Below are 17,862 nucleotides of genomic sequence, written 5' to 3' on the forward strand. Positions count from 1 at the left end.
TAGGTTTAGCGCATGTCCGCGCTTTGGCTCAAACACTATATGCCGCGCAGCCTCTATGCCCGTGCTGCACTGATCCTGGTCCTGCCGGTGGTCGTGGTGTTGCTGGTGGTGGGGGTCGCGTTCCTGCAAAAACATCTGGAAGACGTCACGGCGCAAATGACACGCGCTGCTTCGCGCGAAGTGATGTTGATCACGGAAGTCATGGAAGAGACGGAAACGCAACAACAGGCGATGGCGGCTGTTCGGCTTGACCTGCAAGCGCTTGAAATGAAGGCCCGGTTTCTGGGCATTAACGACGAACCAATGGTTGGTCACCGCCGTTGGTACGATTTCATTGCACCCCAGGTCGAGGCCGATCTGCGGGCCTTGCTTCCAGATTTGATTGCGGTTGCCTTGCCCAGCGGACAAGAGGCGCGGCTGTATCTGCAGACGGATCTGGGCATTCTACAGCTGACTTTTGATCGCCGTCGTCTGTCTCCGGTAGCGCCACACCAGTTGATCGTGACAATGGTGTTCTTTGCGGTTGTCATGACCACGATTTCTTTCCTGTATATGCGCAATCAATTGCGTCCGATCACTCGTCTGGCCGAGGCTGCGCAGGCCTTTGGTCGGGGCAGGGTGGTGCCGTATTCTCCCGGTGGGGCCATCGAAGTACGCGCGGCGGGCAGTGCTTTTCTGGATATGCGTGCCCGTATTGAGCGCCAGATGGAGCAGCGCACCATGATGCTGTCGGGGGTCAGTCACGATTTGCGCACACCGCTGACGCGTTTGAAACTTGGCCTTTCGATGTTGCCCGAGGATGAAGCGGCCCCTTTGCAGCAGGATGTCGATGAGATGCAATTGCTGCTGGATGCGTTCCTTGAGTTTTCTCGCGGTGCGGCCGAGGGCGCTCCGGAATCTGTCGATCCGAAGGTGCTGTTGGAGCAAATCGTCAAAGACGCGCGTCGTGCAGGGCATGAGGTCGATTTGATCTCGGTCGAGGGGGAAGGGACGGTCATGTTGCGTCCCACTGCCATACGGCGAGCCGTGGAAAACCTGATTGGAAACGCCGTGCGGTATGGCAATCGCGCGGATGTCAGCCTGTCCATCACACCCAAATCCCTGCGTATCCGGGTCGAGGATGACGGGCCAGGAATTCCACCTGAACAGCGATCCGAAGCGGTCAAACCGTTCGCGCGCCTTGATCCGGCGCGCAATCAGAATCAGGGTACCGGAGTGGGGTTGGGCCTTGCCATCGTTTCAGATATCGCGCGGGCCCATGGGGGCGTGGTGCGTCTGAGCAAAAGTGAGCGGCTGGGCGGCCTCTGCGCTGACATTATCATCGGTCGCTAACGACCCTGTACATGCGCTGCATCACCAGCGGAGTCAGGTACATCGGAATTTGATAGGCCCCGATGAACACCATGATCGGCGCAGTAACCTCGGGCGCTAAAGCCACGAAGAACAGCGCGATATTGCGGTTGCCTGCGATCAGCGACACTGCCGTCGACGCGGCTGTGGGCATACGAAGCCGGGTCAGTCGAAAACAGACGACCTGAACGCCAAAATTGGCCGCGCAGGCGAAGGTAATCCAAAGGAACGCTCGTTTCGGATCGGTCAGGATGACCTCGCTGACTGAGGGCATCAGACCAATGACGAAGAGAGCCAATGTGATGTTGGCAAGGCCTTCGAGCGCACTTTCTGTTGTGGGCGATGGGTCTCGCAACAGCGTTTTGCGAATAGCGACTGCGGTCAGCGTCACCAGCAGGATTGTGATTAGCAGTTTTAACGCGGCCCAAAGCACCGTATCGAATCCGCCCAGTTGCGGCGCGAACCAGAAAACCGGGGCTATGGTCATTGGCAGTACTGCAGTACCGATCACCAAAAGGCGGAGCGCGTATTCAGATGGGTGCCCCATCATCCGACACATATTTGGGCTGCCAGCGATGGAGGGAGCCGCGGTCATGACCAACAAGGCAAACAGGGTGGGGGTGTCGAGCCACCCGCCCAATGCACCGACCGTCAGAAATGTCAGGGGCATCGCAAGCTGTAGACCAAGAACTACCAAGACAACGCGGGGCAGATCACGCAGTGATCCGAATATGCGCGCGGGCTCCATTCGTAGCACGGTGACGAACAGCAACAGCACAACCATCGGCGGCAACAGCGACCGCATCGGTTGCGCCAACCCCGGCAGCAGCAACCCCGACAAAAGGCCCGCCAACAGAACATACGGTCCGTGGCGGGCAGCGATGTGCAGCGGGTTCAAAGGCAGGCTACCCGGTTGGGCCTTGCCGCAGGTTATTCGGTAGCCAAGTGGCCAAATCCGGGAACCAGATCAGGACGAAAACCATAACAACCATGATCAGGAACATCGGAATCGCAGCACGGGCGATATAGCTCATTTCATGATTGGTCATGCCCTGCATCACAAACAGGTTGAACCCGATAGGCGGCGTGATTTGCGCCATTTCGACCACGACGACGATAAAGATACCGAACCAGATCAGGTCGATTCCGGCGTCGCGGATCATAGGCTCGACCACAGCCATGGTCAGCACGACCGAGGAAATGCCATCCAGAAAACACCCAAGGATGATGTAGAACACAAGCAGCACCATCAGCAGTTCGAACCGCGTCAGTTCCCATCCGGCAATCAGATCGGCCAGACCGCGTGGCAGGCCGGTAAAGCCCATCGACAGCGACAGGAAAGCCGCGCCCGCAAGGATCAATGCGATCATCGCGCTGGTGCGAGTGGCCCCCATGAGGCTTTCAGTGAACGTCTTCCAGTTCAACGAACCCTGACCAGCGGCGAGCAACAGCCCTCCGATCACACCAAAGGCGGCGGCCTCGGTCGCGGTGGCATATCCCAGATACATCGAACCGATGACCACGACGATCAACAGGATCACAGGCAGCAAAAAGCGCGAGTTCTTGATCTTCTCGGCAAAGGTCAGTTTGTTTTCCTGGTTCGGGTTCCAGTCCTTGCCGATTTTGGAATAGATCGCGACATAGCCCATGAACATGCAAGCCAGCACCAGACCCGGCAGGATGCCAGCAAAGAACAGCTTGGTAATCGATTCATTGATGGTGACGCCATAAACGATCAGCGTCAGCGAAGGCGGGATCATCAGGCCCAGTGTCGCAGCACCCGTCAGAGTGCCGATGATCATGCGTTCGGGATAATTGCGCTTGCGCAGTTCTGGGATCGACATCTTGCCAACCGTGGTCAGCGTCGCCGCGGACGAGCCCGACACGGCGGCAAAGACCGTACAACCTACGATATTGGTATGCACCAGACCGCCGGGCAGGGGGGCCATCCACGGTGAAAGCCCCTTGAACATGTCTTCGGACAATCGCGTTCGATACAGGATTTCACCCATCCAGATAAACATCGGCAGCGCCGTCAGCGTCCATGAGGACGAGGCTGACCAGATGGTGGTGATCATGACGTCGCCGACGGGGCGAGTAGTGAACAGCTCCATCCCGACCCAGGCGACGCCCATCAGTGCCAGCCCGACCCAGACGCCGGTGCCCAACAGAGTGAATAGAACAAAGAGGAAGAGGATGATGATTGATGCGTTTTCCATGCTCTCACTCTCCGTGGCTTTGATCGGCAAGATCGCGGGTGATGCGGTGATCGCCGCGGAAGATCACGTGAATCAGATGATCAGTCAGGGCGATGGCCAGAATGACCGCGCCGATTAACATGGCCGATTGCGGTATCCAAAGCGCGGTTTTGTCCTGTCCCTGGCTGATATCGTTGAACTTCCAGCTCCAATAAACAAAGCGGTAGGCGTACCAGCAGAAGTACCACATGACGGCCGTGCCGATACCAAAACACCAAAACTCCAGCACCCGGCGAAATTTATCGGGCACCGCATTCAACAGGATCGACACGCGGATATGGCTGCCCCGGTTCAGCGCATTGGCAAAAGCCAGGAATGAGGCCGCGGCCATCGCATACCCGGCATAGTCGGGCGCGCCAGGGAATACCTCGCCGGTCCAACGGGCCAGCATCTGCACCACAATTAGAACCAGTATGGCGATAAGGCTCAACGCCGCTAGTACGCCTGCTGCCAGGTAGATGAAATCCAGTACGGACCGAAGCCCTCGTAACGCTGCCATACTGTCCCCGCTTTTCTTTTGGTTGGATAGAGAACGGGCGGCAGATCGCTGCCGCCCGCGTCCATTTGGTTATTGTTGTGCTTGGAAGGCGTCGACAATGGCTTTGCCTTCGTCCCCGGCGGCCTCGAGCCATTCATTGGTCATGGTTACGCCGATTTCTTTCAACTCGTTGGTCATCTGCTCGGACGCCGGACCAACGGTCATGCCGCCGTCACGCAAGCCTTGCAGGGTGAACCCGGTATATTCCTTGGCCCGCCAGTTCCCCGCATATTCCGCCAGTTCGGCGCAGGCTTTGATGACGTTCTTGTTCGCGTCAGACACGCCCGCCCAGATATCCGAGTTCACCATCACGTAGTTGCGCGGCAGCCAGGCATCTACTTCGTAGAAATAATCCAGGCTTTCCCAAACTTTGCGGTCATACCCGGTTGAGCCAGAAGATACCATGGAATCGGCAACGCCAGTGGCAAAGGCCTGGCTGATCTCGGCCGCTTCGATGGTCACCGGCAGCATTCCGGTCAGCTCGGCCAGACGTGACGTGGCGTTGTTGTACGAGCGGAACTTGATGCCTTTCATGTCAGCGACCGAGTTCACCTCGTCCTTAAAGTACAGCCCCTGCGGCGGCCACGGCACTGCATAAAGCAGCGTTAGGTTCTGTTCGGCCAACAGGTTCTCGATCGAGGGTTTTGCAGCATCCCAAAGCTTGGCGCTGTCGTCAAAGGAAGTTGCTAGGAAGGGGATCGAGTCAAAGCCGAACAATGCGTTTTCGTTCTGGTGGCCGGACAGCAGACGCTCTCCAATAGGGGCTTGGCCGGTCTGAATGGCGCGTTTGATATCCGCCCCTTTGAACAGGGAACCCGAAGGGTGGGTGACAATCTCGATCTCGCCGCCGGTACCGGTGGTCACGCATTTGGCGAATTCAGCACCTGTGGCCGAATGGAAGTTCGACGCCGAATAGGCCATCGGCATGTCCCATTTTTCGGCAGCGACCGGCAGGGCTGCGGCAGCGGTCAGTGCGGTTGCTGCCATAAGGCTCGTCAGTTTTTTCATTTTAGTCTCCCAGTTGGTATTGATTCTGCCGGTGTTGTTCACCGGCTTTGCTAATTTGCGTATCGCGACGGGGCGTAAACGCTGACATCCGTGTTCGGAAGTCTGCCCGCGATCATTTGCGCCAAAAGACGCCCTGTTTTCGGCCCGCCCGTCAGACCGATGTGATGGTGGCCAAAACCCATATACGCGCCGTCAATCCCCGGAACTTCACCGATAACCGGTATCGAATCTGCGGGTGCGGGCCGGTGCCCCATCCATTCCACTTCATCCTTCCATGTCACACCCGGAAAAGCCGCCCGGGCATTCTTGCGCATTAATTCGAACGGCGCCTTCGAGGGCGGCGCGTCCAACCCGCCGAACTCGACAATCCCGGCCAGACGGATGCGACCCTCTAACGGAGTGGCGACGAATTTGCCTGACGCTACCATAACCGGGCTTTTCGGCATCGCGGAAGGTTCCACTAATTCAAGATGATACCCGCGTTCGCTTTCAAGAGGAACAGAAATGCCCAGCTGGTCAGCCAAGGGGCCGGACCAGACCCCCGCCGTTATAATCGCTGTGTCGCAGGGGATGGTTGTACCGCCTGTGTGTACACCTGTAACTTTGCCGTTGTCCCGAACCACGTCTTCGACTGCGGCGCGTATAACTTTGCCTCCATTGTCCTCGACATGGGCGGCCAGATCTTTGACATAGCGCCCCGGATCAGTGATGTGGCCATGATCGGCAAGCCGGGCGGCAAACCCGAGGTCTTTGCTGAAAATCGGGTCATAGGCATGAAAGGCTTCGCCTTCTAATTCGTCCCACGCAAAACCATGCTTGCGCCGGATGTCCCAGCCAAGTGCATCATTCTCAAAATGTTTCCGGTTTTCGTAAAGGAACAGATAGTCGGACGGGACAATCCACTTCTCGGCCCCGGTGCCGTGCGCCAGCGCCTTATGGTCATTCAGGCTATCGCCGACAATAGGCGTCAGCGCAGCAGCAATGCGTTCAACGTCGCTCGCGTTGGCATGTTTCAGATAGCGCAGTAGCCATGGCAACAGCTTGGGCACGTATCCCCATTTCAAGAACAGTGGCTGGGACGGATCAAACAACATCCTTGGGGCCTTTTGCAGCAGCCCCGGAACCGTGACTGGAATGATCGAGCAGGAAGCCAGAACTCCGCCATTGCCGTGCGACGTACCCTCGCCAGGTCCAGCCTTGTCGATCAATATGACGTCATGCCCGTCACGTTGCAGCCAGACCGCTGTGGACACGCCAACAATACCGGCACCGATTATGGCAATGGTCTTGCGCTCACTCATGCCGCCACCGCCTTGGCCAAGGCATAGTGGTTCAGCTTGTCCAGATCCGGTCGGCCACCAATCCCGGGCATGTCCGGCACGATGACTTGCCCGTTCTGCACCACGAAGGGGTCTTCCAGAATGTCTTCTTTCAGGAAATACGATGCCTGATAGAACTCGCATCCCAGCTTTATTTCGGGTGTTGCAGCGATCATGTGGGTTCCGGCCAGATGCGCCAGACCAGCCTCGAACATATCTCCACCATAGGCGCTGAGCCCATGAGCCGCGGCGATGCGGGCCACAGTCTGACCCCGGCTAAGCCCACCGGACTTCATGATCTTGACCGACACGCCATCGCATATGCCTTCTCGCGCGGCACGCTCCATATCCTCAGGGCCAAACACGCTTTCGTCGGCCAGCAGGGGCAGGTCGATCTGACCTCGCAGTTTGGCCATCATGCCATAGTGATGCGCCCGCACTGGTTGTTCGATGAAATCGGGTTTGAATTGAGCAACATCGCGTACCTGAGCAGGAGCATCCTCGATAGACAGACCTTGATTGTAATCCACGCGCACAGAAAACTCGGGGCAATGTTGCGCCAGATGTTCAAGCCGCATGATGTCGAACGCATGGTCCTTGAACCCGGTCTTCAGCTTGACGATGCGAACCCCGTCCTCGCGCAATTGCTCGAGTAGCGCAATGTCCTGCGCGAAATCAGGATTGGCGATCGAACAACTCAGCGGAATCGAGTCCCGGCATTTGCCACCCATCAGTGCCCAGACCGGTACGCCGCTGATACGCCCTGTCAGATCCAGCAAGGCGGTTTCCAGTGCGGCCTTGGCCTCGGTGCAATGTGCGACGGCATAGGCGGCCTTGGCCATGATCCCAGCCCGATCTGCCACACGTGACCCAACAACCAACGGCCGGAAATAACGATCCAGCGCTGCGTAAGTTGCTTCGGGTGTTCCGGTAAAAACCGACCATGGCGACGCTTCGCCAAATCCTTCTGATCCGCCCTCTGAGGTCAGGCGCAAGATCACAATTTCGCAGCTGCCTTCGACCGAGCCGATTCCATGATCACGCCGTGATGTAACAGGCAGCTCAAGGTGCCAAAGGTCAAACCCTGTGATGGTTTGGTTCAAGTCGGTCATTGGTCCTCCGGTCGTTCGGGGGAACCGTGCCGCGATAGCTATATCATTTCAAATACTATATTGTGGCAAGGGTATCAGAAAAAATGATGTGGGAATGTCAATGTCTTTAAGGTTTCGGCAATTGCAGGCGTTTCACGCGATTATGGAGACGGGAACGGTGACTGGGGCGGCTTCGGTTCTGGGGATATCACAACCCGGGATCAGTAATCTTCTGGCTCAGCTAGAACGCGAAGCTCGTCTGCCGCTGTTTGAACGCAACAAGGGCCGTCTGTTACCAACCCCCGAAGCTGATTTGCTGTACCGCGAGGTGGACACCGTCGTACGCGGGTTGGATCACGTGGCGCAGGCCGTGACGGATTTGCAGAACAAACATCCCGGTCAGCTGCAAGTGGCCGCACCGCACATGCTGTCGTTTGGATTCATGCCACGGGAAATCGCGCGCTTCGCCGCCAGCCGCCCCAATCTGTCGGTCAGTTTTCAATCGCAATACTCGTCCAAGATTCAGGAATGGGTGATCTCGGGCCTGTTCGAGGTCGGCATTGTCGAGGTGCCAATTCTGCACGATACGCTCAATGCTCAGGTGTTCCGCTTTGAAACATTGGCCACATTTCCCGAAGGCAGCCATTTGGCCCAATACGACGTGCTGACCCCTGAGTTGCTAGAGAACGAGCCCTTTATCGTGATGGGCCCCGAGCATCAGACCTATCGTGGGACACGGGATGTTTTTCAGGCGGCGCACCGGACTTGGCGCACGCAAATTCATACACATCTGTCCGAAAACCTGCTGAGCTTTGTCAAACAGGGCATGGGGGTTGCAGTCATCGACCCATTTACCGTCGCCTTTGATACTGAGCGCGGATATCAGACCCGCCCATTTCGGCCCGCGGTGACGTTGGAACTGGCGATTATCACCGCCAAAGGGCGTCCTTTGTCGACCATCGCGCGGGAGTTTCTGGACCAACTTGTGCCCGCGATGGCGTCTTTTTCCACCAACGCGCATGGCGGCGACAGCGTTTGAATGCCAAGCGCTCAGTTTTTGCCTATTGACCTTTATCCGGTCTGTGCAAACTCTGCCCACGTCGTCGCGTTTCGAATGGCGAACAGACCCCTGCAGAACGTGTCCGGAAATGAAAAGGTTTGAGGAATGATCGCAACTGGTGGCAAATCACTTTACGGCGCATCGGTGGGTATCCTGATGCTGGACGCACGCTTTCCCCGCATTCCCGGCGACATGGGCAACGCGCTGACTTGGCCGTTTCCGGTGCATTTCCGCATTGTCCGGAACGCCTCACCCGATCTGGTGGTGCGTCGTGGAGCGCAGGGGATGCTGGACGCCTTTGTCGATGCCGCGCGCGAGCTGGTTGACGAGGGCGTCGACGGGATCACCACCAATTGCGGGTTCCTGTCGCTGTTTCAGAAAGAGCTGTCTCAGGCGGTCCCGGTGCCCGTTGTCACATCCTCGCTGATGCAGGTCGAAATGGTGAACAAGGTATTGCCTGCGGGCAAACGGGCAGGGGTGCTGACGATCTCGGCCTCGACCCTGACCGAGGCCCATCTGCGCAGCGCACAGGTGCCAGAGGGCACGCCCATCGGCTCGACCGAGGGCGGGCAGGAATTCACGCGCGCGATCTTGGATAATGAACTGACGCTGGACGTAGACAAGGCCCGCGCCGACAATGTCGAGGCCGCCCTGGCGATGAAAGAGGCCCATCCCGACCTCGGCGCGTTGGTGCTGGAATGCACAAACATGTGCCCCTACGCGGCCGATATTCAATCGGCGACGGGGCTGCCGGTGTATTCCATCGTCTCTCTGGTCAGCTGGTTTCAGGCAGGGTTAAGGCCGCCGGTTTACTGAGTGGCTAACGCTGAGCGGCGACGTGTTTTGCATCCATTCAACGCGCTACGTGCCCGTGCAAGTTAAACGATGAATTTCACGCGGATTCGACACCTCGAGTCGGTTTTATTGGCGTAATTGCCGTAGTATATCTTCTTCACTTTGCAGGATTTTCTAGTGGCCGGTGCCGGCACTTGGAGACGTCAGTCGCGCGATCACAGATCACGCGAATGAGATATTGCAGATGATAAGATGATGCAAATTTTTGGTCTAAAGCACCGATCGACCCGTATTCCTTTTGTAATGGGAGGAAGTCATGACCAATAGTTTCGACGTAAAATCGACGTGGGATTCGGTAATGGATGAGACCAAGAACCCACTCAAGAAATACTCTCTATCTACAGCGCATATGCTGATGCAGATGTTGGCGTGGATGTGGAGTGCAATTTTTTCACTTATGATTGGCAGCTATTTCGTTTTCGGAATCACTGCGGTGGGCCACATGCTGCTGATTGGTGGATTGTTTGTAACGTTAGCCGTTTTCCAAAAAGCCGAAGCGGCTGATCCCAAAGAGTGACCTTGCCTCCCCCCAATGATGGGGAGCCATCGTAATCCGGGGCATTTGGTCCAATCCCTGACGTGCTCCGAATAGCCTACACTACCCCAAACTGTCGCCGCGTTGTTTGTAAAGGTACATCTCCGAACAACGCGGTTTTTTTGGTTAGGGAATGCATGTGAAGGCTCTGCAGTCGAGTAAGGCGTTTTGTATCCACTAAACTTGAGGCGATTTTTTATCTTATAGTGACGAAATGTTTTTCGCGGTCGGGGATTAGCAATGGACAACACTGTATTATATTTTTTAGTTGGCATTTTTGTCGTTGGGCTTTTGACGCTCGGCTATTACTCAAGGAGTAGCGGCGCATTGATATCTATTGTGATCGTGATTGGCGTAATTGCCTCGGTAATAGCCTATCTTGGTGGTTATTTTGGTGAGCCTCCAAATTAGAAATCCTACTGAGCATCGAAAGCAGCGAGTGATCCAGCGCCTGCGTTGCCGCGTATCCTTTTTGTCCCTTTAGTCTGGGCAACCCCTGACCAGACTATGGCCCGCGTTGCTCGCCATCCCAGATTTGGGCAACGCGGGCACTGTTAATCCAGTTCTTAAGGTAATCCGCATCGTATTTTTCCCCAACTGCGCTCAGTGTAGGCCATTTAAGTATCCTTCAGGTCAGCGCGGGATCTTTGGGTTCTAGGGGTATCTAGCTTCTTGATACGATTGACCGGCCGGGCAAGTGATTTCTGGTCTATCAGTAATGCGTGTTGTTCTGGTTCGGTCTGATCCGACTTTGGATCACGCAACAACCACAGAAACAGCGTTCCCTTGCTTGCCTTCTGAAAACCAGTTTTGCGGTGATTTGGTAGGCCCGGCAGGACTTGAACCCGCAACCAAAGCGTTATGAGCGCTCTGCTCTAACCAATTGAGCTACAGGCCCGCCTGAGCGCTTTGAGTATCACGGTGAACGGCCGCGTCAAGCCTGACCGTTGCAAGATGCCCAACAATCGACTAACCCGCGCGGGAACCATTCATAAGGGGCTGGCCATGACGACGGGCAAGAACGGAATCACCTATGCCGATGCAGGCGTTGATATTGATGCGGGGAACGCTCTGGTCGACCGGATCAAGCCTGCGGCCAAGCGCACCAACCGCTCGGGCGTAATGAGCGGTCTGGGCGGGTTTGGTGCCTTGTTCGATCTGAAAGACGCCGGATATCAGGACCCGATTCTTGTGGGCGCGACCGACGGTGTGGGCACCAAGCTGCGGATTGCCATTGATACCGGTGTGGTCGACGGTGTTGGTATCGACCTGGTGGCAATGTGCGTCAACGACCTGATCTGTCAGGGGGCCGAGCCGCTGTTCTTCCTGGACTATTTCGCCACGGGCAAGCTGGACACCGACACCGCCGCGCGGATCATCGAAGGTATTGCCGAGGGCTGTGTGCAGTCCGGTTGCGCCCTGATCGGCGGTGAAACGGCTGAGATGCCGGGCATGTATCCCGATGGCGATTTCGATCTGGCTGGCTTTTCGGTCGGCGCGATGGAGCGTGGCGCACACCTGCCTGCGGGTGTGCAGCGGGGCGACGTGCTACTGGGGTTGGCCTCGAACGGGGTGCATTCCAACGGCTATTCGCTGGTGCGCAAGCTGGTTGAAATCTCGGGTCTGGGCTGGGATGCCGCATCGCCTTTTGGCGACGGGTCGCTGGGTGAGGCGCTGCTGACGCCGACGCGGTTGTACGTGAAACCCGCCCTGCAGGCGATCCGGGCAGGGGGCGTACACGCGCTGGCCCATATCACCGGCGGCGGTCTGACCGAAAACCTGCCGCGCGTGCTGCCCGAGGGGCTGGGTGCGGAGATCGACTTGAACGCCTGGGACCTGCCGCCCGTCTTCCGCTGGATGGCGGAAACCGGTGGTATCGTCGAGGCCGAGATGCTGAAGACCTTCAACTGCGGCATCGGCATGATTGTCGTCTGTGCCGAAGACAGCGCCGATGAACTGGCCGCTCTGCTGGCCGAGGCCGGAGAAATGGTTGCGCGCATCGGCACCGTGACCGACACGCCCGGCATGGCCTATTCGGGCAAACTGTTGTGAGTCACAAGCGCGTCGCCATCCTGATTTCGGGGGGTGGGTCCAACATGGTGTCGCTGGTCGACAGCATGGTCGGCGATCACCCGGCACGCACGTGTCTGGTTCTGTCGAATGACGCAACGGCGGGCGGGCTGAAAAAGGCCGCGGACCGTGGCATCCCGACGGCTGCGGTAGATCACCGCCCCTTCAAGGGCGACCGCGCTGCGTTTGAAGCAGAGCTGCTGAAGCCGTTGGAAGAGGCGCAACCGGATATTGTCTGTCTTGCGGGGTTCATGCGTGTTCTGACTGGTGATTTCGTTTCACGCTTTCAGAGGCGGATGTTGAATATTCACCCCTCATTGTTGCCGAAATACAAAGGCCTCAACACCCATGCCCGCGCGATCGAGGCCGGGGATGCCGAACATGGATGTTCGGTTCACGAGGTTACGGCAGCGCTGGATGACGGACCGATCCTGGGGCAGGCACGGGTAAACATCGAAGCCGGCGACACGCCCGACACTTTGGCTGCTCGTGTGCTGGTTTGGGAGCATAAACTTTATCCTGCAGTGTTGCGCCGTTACGCCAGTGGCGACCGGACTCCGGTGTTGCTGCCCTGAACGTCCCAGAGTGATTTACACGCGTGTTAAATTCGGCCTATGGTCTGCACTACGGCTAGGTACGGAAGAGACGATCAGCCGAAGAAAACAAGAGCAAGAACAGCACCGCGCATGAAAACCCTGACAACGACGCAAGAGCTGGCCGATTTCTGCAAGGCCGCGGCGGAATATGACTATGTCACCGTAGATACCGAGTTTCTGCGCGAGCGGACCTATTATTCAAAGCTTTGCCTGATACAGCTGGCAGTTCCGTCTGATGACGAAGACAGCGCGGTTCTGGTCGATCCGCTGGCTGATGGTTTGTCTCTGGACCCGCTTTATGAGCTGTTCGGCAACGACGATGTGGTCAAGGTCTTCCATGCCGCGCGTCAGGATCTTGAAATTTTCTGGGTCGAAGCCGGTGTCTTTCCGAAACCGCTGTTCGACACGCAAGTTGCAGCAATGGTTTGTGGCTTTGGTGAGCAGGTGGGTTATGAAACGCTGGTGCGCAAGATCTGCAAGCAGGGGGTCGACAAGACCTCGCGGTTTACCGATTGGTCCCGCCGCCCGCTATCCGAGGCGCAAAAGACCTATGCGCTGGCGGATGTCACCCATCTGCGCCAAATCTATGAATATCTCGCAGCGCAATTGCAAAAATCGCAGCGCAGTCATTGGGTGGCAGAGGAGTTGCGCACGCTGACCCATCCTGCGACCTATGACATTCACCCCAAAGATGCATGGAAACGTGTAAAGACCCGGACGAATTCCGCCAAATTTCTGGCCGTGGTGCGCGAACTGGCGCAGTTTCGCGAGGCTTATGCGCAGGAAAACAATGTGCCGCGCAGCCGGGTCTTCAAGGATGATGCGCTGATCGAGCTGGCATCAACCAAGCCCAAATCGCCCTCGGATCTGGGCGGCTCGCGCTTGTTGCTGCGCGAGGCCCGAAAGGGCGCGATTGCCGATGGTATTCTAAGCGCCGTCAAAAAAGGGGTGAATTGCCCTGCGGATCAGCTGCCGCAAGTCGACAACAGCAGAGACAAACTGAAGGTGAACCCGGCGCTGGCGGATTTGCTGCGGGTGTTGCTGAAATCGAAAACCGAAAGCTCGGGCGTGGCAGCCAAACTGATAGCCACCAGCTCGGAATTGGATCAGATCGCAGCGGGTGAGCGGGAACTGCCTGCGATGTCAGGTTGGCGGTTTGAGGTGTTCGGCGAAGACGCCTTGAAACTGTGTGAAGGTAAAATCGCGCTGGCGGCCAAAGGTCAGAACGTCAAAGTTGTATCGCTTTAGCGCCGATTAACGGCGCCGCGATTCCAATGCGTTCTGCTGCCCTACAACCCGCACCAGACGAGTATTTTCCAAGTCTTTTTTGCTGATATTGATGGCGTCGGACACCATTCGAGACCGTTCGGTTCCCGTATTCGTTGCGCGCGCGGGATAGGTTACCCGGAAAGTGAACTCCAAAACGCCGTTCTTCTGGTTTTCTTCACTGTCCACGCGAACCAGTCGGGCGTCATAAGCACCTTGCCGGATTGCCGTCCCCGAGGCGTAGACGATTGCACCGTTCGGGGTCGGCTCAATCCTCAGTTCATCAATCTTGGCGATCGGAACGCTTGTATCCTCGGGGGTTGGCCTTGAGAGCAACCCACCGCCTTCCCTTGTTTCGGGCACAAGAGCGTTCGCGTCATAGGTCGCTGTTTCCGGCGGCGGGGCTGACGTGCTTGAACCGAACCAGTTGGACGGGTTCACCCGTGACTCGCGCCAGCTGTTGCAGGCAGACAGGGCCAGGGTAGCCACCAAGAGAACAGTAAACGATTTTTGCATGGTCCCAACGTCCAGAGCTGTAAGTCCAGCAATGGGTTATCGCAATTTCTGTTGATTGAAAAGCCGCGTAGGGGGGTGGACAGGCATAGATCGGAGGCATAGTTCACAATTGTGATTGCAACGAAAGGACCGCCGCGACATGGCAACGCCTGCCTTTGAAGAGATCGTCGACGATTTCGAGTTTCTGGAGGACTGGGAAGATCGGTACCGCCACGTCATCGACCAGGGCAAAGCGATGGAGCCGCTGGAGGACGCACTAAAAGTGCCGGCCACCAAGGTCCACGGCTGCGCAAGCCAGGTCTGGTTGCACCCGATCATCGAAGACCGGGTTTTCCGGTTCGACGGGGACAGCGATGCGCTGATCGTACGTGGCCTGATCGCGGTGCTGCGTTCCTTGTATAACGGGTTGCCCGTCAGCGAAGTTCCCAAGGTGGACGCAGGCGGAGAGCTGGCGCGCTTGGGTCTGAATGATCACCTGTCTGCTCAGCGATCGAACGGGTTGCGGGCAATGATTGAACGCATCCGCGAAGTGGCGCAGGAAAACGCCTGACGCCATTCAGGCTTTCGGCTTACGTTTTGCCCAATCGGTCAGGGTGGTTTCCAAATCGCCATAGCCGGTCAGGCGACGTTCGAATTCCAACCCCATCCGCTCGGCACATTCACGGGCACGGGCCGTCAGGTCCGGATCGTCAATTTGCGCCTGATAGACCAGCTTGGTGTAGTTGCCGAAATACATGCTAAGCAACTCGGGGTGTCGGTCCAGCCCCAGCGGTTTCCATACAAAGGCATCAAACTGCCGGGCTAGAAAGTCCGTCAGGTAAAAGGCGGTGGTTTCCTCATCACCATGTGATTCAAACGCCTGATTTCCTTCGAAGAAGGAATAACAATGGGGGCCTTTGACCATCTCGACGCCCAGGTCTTCGCAGGCTTGCTGCAGCAGGCCACCCGTTCCGCAATCGGCATAGACCACAAAGATCTGGTTATAGTCGTCACGGTGTTTGGCGACGGCCTCTTGTACCGCCGGAATGATCTTGTCAGGCTGTATGTGAAAAATCGCGGGCAGGCAGGTCAGCGCCATGTGATCCCAGCCATTGCGTTGCTTCAGGTCCAGAATCTCACGCGCCAGCGCGCCACAGGCCAACAGCAGGATGCGCCCGTGCTCACCGGATTCGTAGCCCTTGGTCGTCAGGCTGGCATCGTCTGGCAATTTATCCTGCTGCATTGGGTGCCTCTCGGATTCTACGCGACTGTCAGTGTAACAAAAAAGGCCGCCCGAAACCCGGACGGCCCCAGAATAACCTGCGCGTCCGGTTAACCGGCCAGTTGGTTGTGCTTGCGCGAGACGAAATCCTTGGCGGTTTCAACCGCAACGGCTGCGTCACGGCAATAAGCATCCGCACCGATGGCTTTGCCGAATTCCTCGTTCAGCGGCGCGCCGCCAACCAGAACGATATAGTCTTCGCGTTTACCTTGTTCGACCAGCGTGTCGATCACAACCTTCATGTAAGGCATGGTCGTGGTCAGCAGGGCGGACATGCCCAGAATATCTGGCTCTTCGGTTTCAAGCGCTTCCAGATAGTTTTCAACCGGGTTGTTGATACCGATATCGACCACTTCAAAGCCAGCGCCCTCCATCATCATCGACACAAGGTTCTTGCCGATGTCGTGGATGTCGCCTTTGACTGTACCGATCACCATCTTACCCACGCGCGGTGCGCCGGTTTCGGCCAGCAGCGGCTTGAGGATAAACATACCGCCCTTCATGGCGTTTGCAGCCAACAGAACCTCGGGCACGAAAAGTATACCGTCGCGGAAGTCGTGGCCCACGATGGTCATGCCACCGACCAGAGCCTTGGTCAGGATGTCGTAAGGCGTCCATCCGCGTTCAAGCAGGATGTTCACACCTTCTTCGATCTCTTCTTTCAGGCCGTCATAAAGATCGTCGAACATCTGCTCGACAAGTTCGTCGTCATTCAGTTCGGACAGGACGATGTCTTCTTCTTCAGACATGGGGCGTTTCCCTGAGCTGTGCGAGCCATAGGCCCGTGGTGGCATTTTTTCCGTTTTGGCCAAAACGTCGCAGTTTGACTGTGACGATTGCGACCTCAGTCGTTTCGGGACCGACCTATACGTCAAATTTTCGCGTCTCTCGACAGAATTATCTGCAAGATGATCCTGCATCTGGTTCATTTTACTGGCGGATAACCACGCGGTTGATACCTGCGCGGCCTCGAATGCTGTGCTTGCGTGTATTCGGGATTGCCGTTATACCCAATCAATGGAACATAACGAGAACAAACATGGTTGCACCGCATATTCGCGGCCGAGGAGCCGCCACAAATGCCGCTGGAAGGTTCGAACATTTCGACACCATCCCTTGTGACGATGGCTGGGATATCGACGAGGACCTGCCGCCTTTGCGAACCGATGTTCGGGACGAGGTCGCGCGCAGCCTGATTACCTATAACCGGTCGCCGGATTTGCCGTTTGATCGCTCGATCAACCCGTATCGCGGGTGTGAGCATGGTTGTGTCTATTGTTTCGCCCGCCCGACCCATGCCTATCTTGGGCTATCGCCGGGGCTGGATTTCGAAACCCGCCTGATCGCGCGGCCAAACGCAGCGGATATCCTGCGCAAGGAGTTATCGGCCAAAGGGTACAAGGTTGCACCCATTGCCTTGGGTACCAACACGGACCCTTACCAACCGATTGAGAAAACCCGCGCGATTACAAGAGGCTGCCTGTCGGTTCTGCAAGAATTCAATCACCCCATCGCCATCGTCACAAAGGGGGCCTTGATCGAACGGGACTTGGACATTCTAGCGCCCATGGCTGAGCAGGGGATGGTGCGAGTGGGGATATCTTTAACCACCATGGATGCTGATTTGTCCCGGCGTATGGAGCCACGCGCGCCGTCTCCTCAGCGGCGTTTAACCATCATACGTCGCCTAACCAAAGCCGGGGTGCCTGTGCGGGTCATGACGTCACCCGTGGTGCCTGGTCTAACGGATCATGAGTTGGAACACCTGCTTGAGGCGGGGCGTGAGGCGGGCGCGGACGCTGCCAGTTGGATCATGTTGCGCTTGCCGCGTGAAGTATCGACATTGTGGCAGGAGTGGTTGCAGGATCACGAACCCGCGCGGGCGGAAAAGATCATGTCCAAGCTGCGCGAAATGCACGGGGGCAGGGACTATGACCCGCGCTGGGGCCACCGGATGCGGGGTGAGGGTGAATATGCTGGGTTGATTGCCAAACGGTTTGCCTTGGCGGTCAAGCGCCTAGGCCTTGTAACGCGGACACCGCCCCTGCGATGCGACCTGTTTGCCCGCCCGGCTCAGATCGGTGATCAGTTGAGCCTACTATGAAAGAAGCCCCGGACGCAGGTCCGGGGCTTAAGCAT

Annotated in this window: 19 protein-coding genes and 1 tRNA gene; 10 read left to right on the forward strand and 10 right to left on the reverse strand. The window is 57.1% G+C overall.

From position 1 onward, the window contains the following. The first annotated feature begins 12 nt into the window (after positions 1-12). A complete protein-coding gene (locus ACR0AJ_RS07660) occupies positions 13-1,332 on the forward strand; it encodes an ATP-binding protein (RefSeq protein ID WP_480646847.1) in 1,320 nt (439 codons plus the stop codon). Here ACR0AJ_RS07660 and ACR0AJ_RS07665 read toward each other — a convergent pair. The 6 genes from ACR0AJ_RS07665 to ACR0AJ_RS07690 all read right to left on the reverse strand — a co-directional run bounded on the left by ACR0AJ_RS07665 (position 1,319) and on the right by ACR0AJ_RS07690 (position 7,585). Then, positions 1,319-2,248 carry a hypothetical protein gene (locus ACR0AJ_RS07665; RefSeq protein ID WP_480740508.1) on the reverse strand — a complete coding sequence of 310 codons (930 nt, stop codon included), beginning with the start codon at positions 2,246-2,248 and terminating at the stop codon, positions 1,319-1,321. The two genes, ACR0AJ_RS07660 and ACR0AJ_RS07665, sit on opposite strands and share 14 nt — an antisense overlap. A 7-nt stretch (positions 2,249-2,255) precedes the next feature. After that, a complete protein-coding gene (locus ACR0AJ_RS07670; protein WP_170348848.1) occupies positions 2,256-3,569 on the reverse strand; it encodes a TRAP transporter large permease in 1,314 nt (437 codons plus the stop codon). 4 nt (positions 3,570-3,573) lie between these two features. After that, positions 3,574-4,107, reverse strand: a complete 534-nt coding sequence (locus tag ACR0AJ_RS07675; RefSeq protein ID WP_480646843.1) for a TRAP transporter small permease — start codon at positions 4,105-4,107, stop codon at positions 3,574-3,576. Between the two features lie 69 nt (positions 4,108-4,176). Continuing rightward, on the reverse strand, positions 4,177-5,154 hold the full coding sequence (locus tag ACR0AJ_RS07680; RefSeq protein ID WP_170348846.1) for a TRAP transporter substrate-binding protein: 978 nt from the start codon (positions 5,152-5,154) through the stop codon (positions 4,177-4,179). Between the two features lie 50 nt (positions 5,155-5,204). Continuing rightward, complete coding sequence (locus ACR0AJ_RS07685) at positions 5,205-6,455, reverse strand: NAD(P)/FAD-dependent oxidoreductase (protein WP_480636791.1); 1,251 nt, start codon at positions 6,453-6,455, stop codon at positions 5,205-5,207. Continuing rightward, positions 6,452-7,585 (reverse strand): enolase C-terminal domain-like protein, encoded by a 1,134-nt coding sequence (locus ACR0AJ_RS07690; protein WP_170348844.1) that lies wholly within the window; start codon positions 7,583-7,585, stop codon positions 6,452-6,454. Before ACR0AJ_RS07690 ends, ACR0AJ_RS07685 begins: the two co-directional genes overlap by 4 nt. A gap of 100 nt (positions 7,586-7,685) precedes the next feature. Between ACR0AJ_RS07690 and ACR0AJ_RS07695 the strand changes: the two genes are divergently transcribed. From ACR0AJ_RS07695 to ACR0AJ_RS07710, 4 genes are all read left to right on the forward strand, one after another. After that, the gene (locus ACR0AJ_RS07695; RefSeq protein WP_480646839.1) at positions 7,686-8,603 is read left to right on the forward strand and encodes a LysR family transcriptional regulator; all 918 of its coding nucleotides are present in this window, start codon (positions 7,686-7,688) and stop codon (positions 8,601-8,603) included. A gap of 126 nt (positions 8,604-8,729) precedes the next feature. Next, positions 8,730-9,440 carry an aspartate/glutamate racemase family protein gene (locus ACR0AJ_RS07700; RefSeq protein ID WP_170348842.1) on the forward strand — a complete coding sequence of 237 codons (711 nt, stop codon included), beginning with the start codon at positions 8,730-8,732 and terminating at the stop codon, positions 9,438-9,440. 295 nt (positions 9,441-9,735) lie between these two features. Next, positions 9,736-9,996: a hypothetical protein gene (locus ACR0AJ_RS07705; RefSeq protein ID WP_170348841.1), complete on the forward strand. Its 261-nt coding sequence runs from the start codon at positions 9,736-9,738 to the stop codon at positions 9,994-9,996. A 258-nt stretch (positions 9,997-10,254) separates the two neighbouring features. After that, a complete protein-coding gene (locus ACR0AJ_RS07710) occupies positions 10,255-10,425 on the forward strand; it encodes a hypothetical protein (protein ID WP_170348840.1) in 171 nt (56 codons plus the stop codon). A gap of 410 nt (positions 10,426-10,835) precedes the next feature. Here ACR0AJ_RS07710 and ACR0AJ_RS07715 read toward each other — a convergent pair. After that, a tRNA-Ile gene (locus ACR0AJ_RS07715) sits at positions 10,836-10,912 on the reverse strand. Between the two features lie 107 nt (positions 10,913-11,019). Here ACR0AJ_RS07715 and purM point away from each other — a divergent pair. The 3 genes from purM (at position 11,020) to rnd (ending at position 13,928) form a co-directional block, all read left to right on the forward strand. Continuing rightward, positions 11,020-12,066 carry a phosphoribosylformylglycinamidine cyclo-ligase gene (gene purM / locus ACR0AJ_RS07720; RefSeq protein ID WP_480740510.1) on the forward strand — a complete coding sequence of 349 codons (1,047 nt, stop codon included), beginning with the start codon at positions 11,020-11,022 and terminating at the stop codon, positions 12,064-12,066. Further along, positions 12,063-12,659 (forward strand): phosphoribosylglycinamide formyltransferase, encoded by a 597-nt coding sequence (gene purN, locus ACR0AJ_RS07725; protein ID WP_480661810.1) that lies wholly within the window; start codon positions 12,063-12,065, stop codon positions 12,657-12,659. The genes purM and purN overlap by 4 nt, the downstream gene beginning before the upstream one ends. A 111-nt stretch (positions 12,660-12,770) precedes the next feature. Beyond that, positions 12,771-13,928: a ribonuclease D gene (rnd, locus tag ACR0AJ_RS07730; RefSeq protein ID WP_170394250.1), complete on the forward strand. Its 1,158-nt coding sequence runs from the start codon at positions 12,771-12,773 to the stop codon at positions 13,926-13,928. 6 nt (positions 13,929-13,934) lie between these two features. Here the strand turns inward: rnd and ACR0AJ_RS07735 are convergent, their stop codons facing one another. Continuing rightward, positions 13,935-14,462, reverse strand: a complete 528-nt coding sequence (locus tag ACR0AJ_RS07735) for a hypothetical protein (protein WP_170375493.1) — start codon at positions 14,460-14,462, stop codon at positions 13,935-13,937. 139 nt (positions 14,463-14,601) lie between these two features. On the opposite strand from ACR0AJ_RS07735, the gene ACR0AJ_RS07740 reads away from it, so the two are divergent. Next, positions 14,602-15,012, forward strand: a complete 411-nt coding sequence (locus ACR0AJ_RS07740; protein ID WP_170358649.1) for a SufE family protein — start codon at positions 14,602-14,604, stop codon at positions 15,010-15,012. A 6-nt stretch (positions 15,013-15,018) separates the two neighbouring features. Here the strand turns inward: ACR0AJ_RS07740 and ACR0AJ_RS07745 are convergent, their stop codons facing one another. Further along, positions 15,019-15,684: a DUF1638 domain-containing protein gene (locus ACR0AJ_RS07745; RefSeq protein ID WP_480740512.1), complete on the reverse strand. Its 666-nt coding sequence runs from the start codon at positions 15,682-15,684 to the stop codon at positions 15,019-15,021. An 89-nt stretch (positions 15,685-15,773) separates the two neighbouring features. Continuing rightward, positions 15,774-16,472, reverse strand: coding sequence for a corrinoid protein (locus ACR0AJ_RS07750; protein WP_170348833.1), 699 nt, complete (start codon positions 16,470-16,472; stop codon positions 15,774-15,776). 290 nt (positions 16,473-16,762) lie between these two features. On the opposite strand from ACR0AJ_RS07750, the gene ACR0AJ_RS07755 reads away from it, so the two are divergent. After that, positions 16,763-17,827 carry a PA0069 family radical SAM protein gene (locus ACR0AJ_RS07755; RefSeq protein ID WP_480646830.1) on the forward strand — a complete coding sequence of 355 codons (1,065 nt, stop codon included), beginning with the start codon at positions 16,763-16,765 and terminating at the stop codon, positions 17,825-17,827. Positions 17,828-17,862 lie beyond the last annotated feature (35 nt).

Source organism: Ruegeria sp. CJ9, assembly GCF_056536625.1.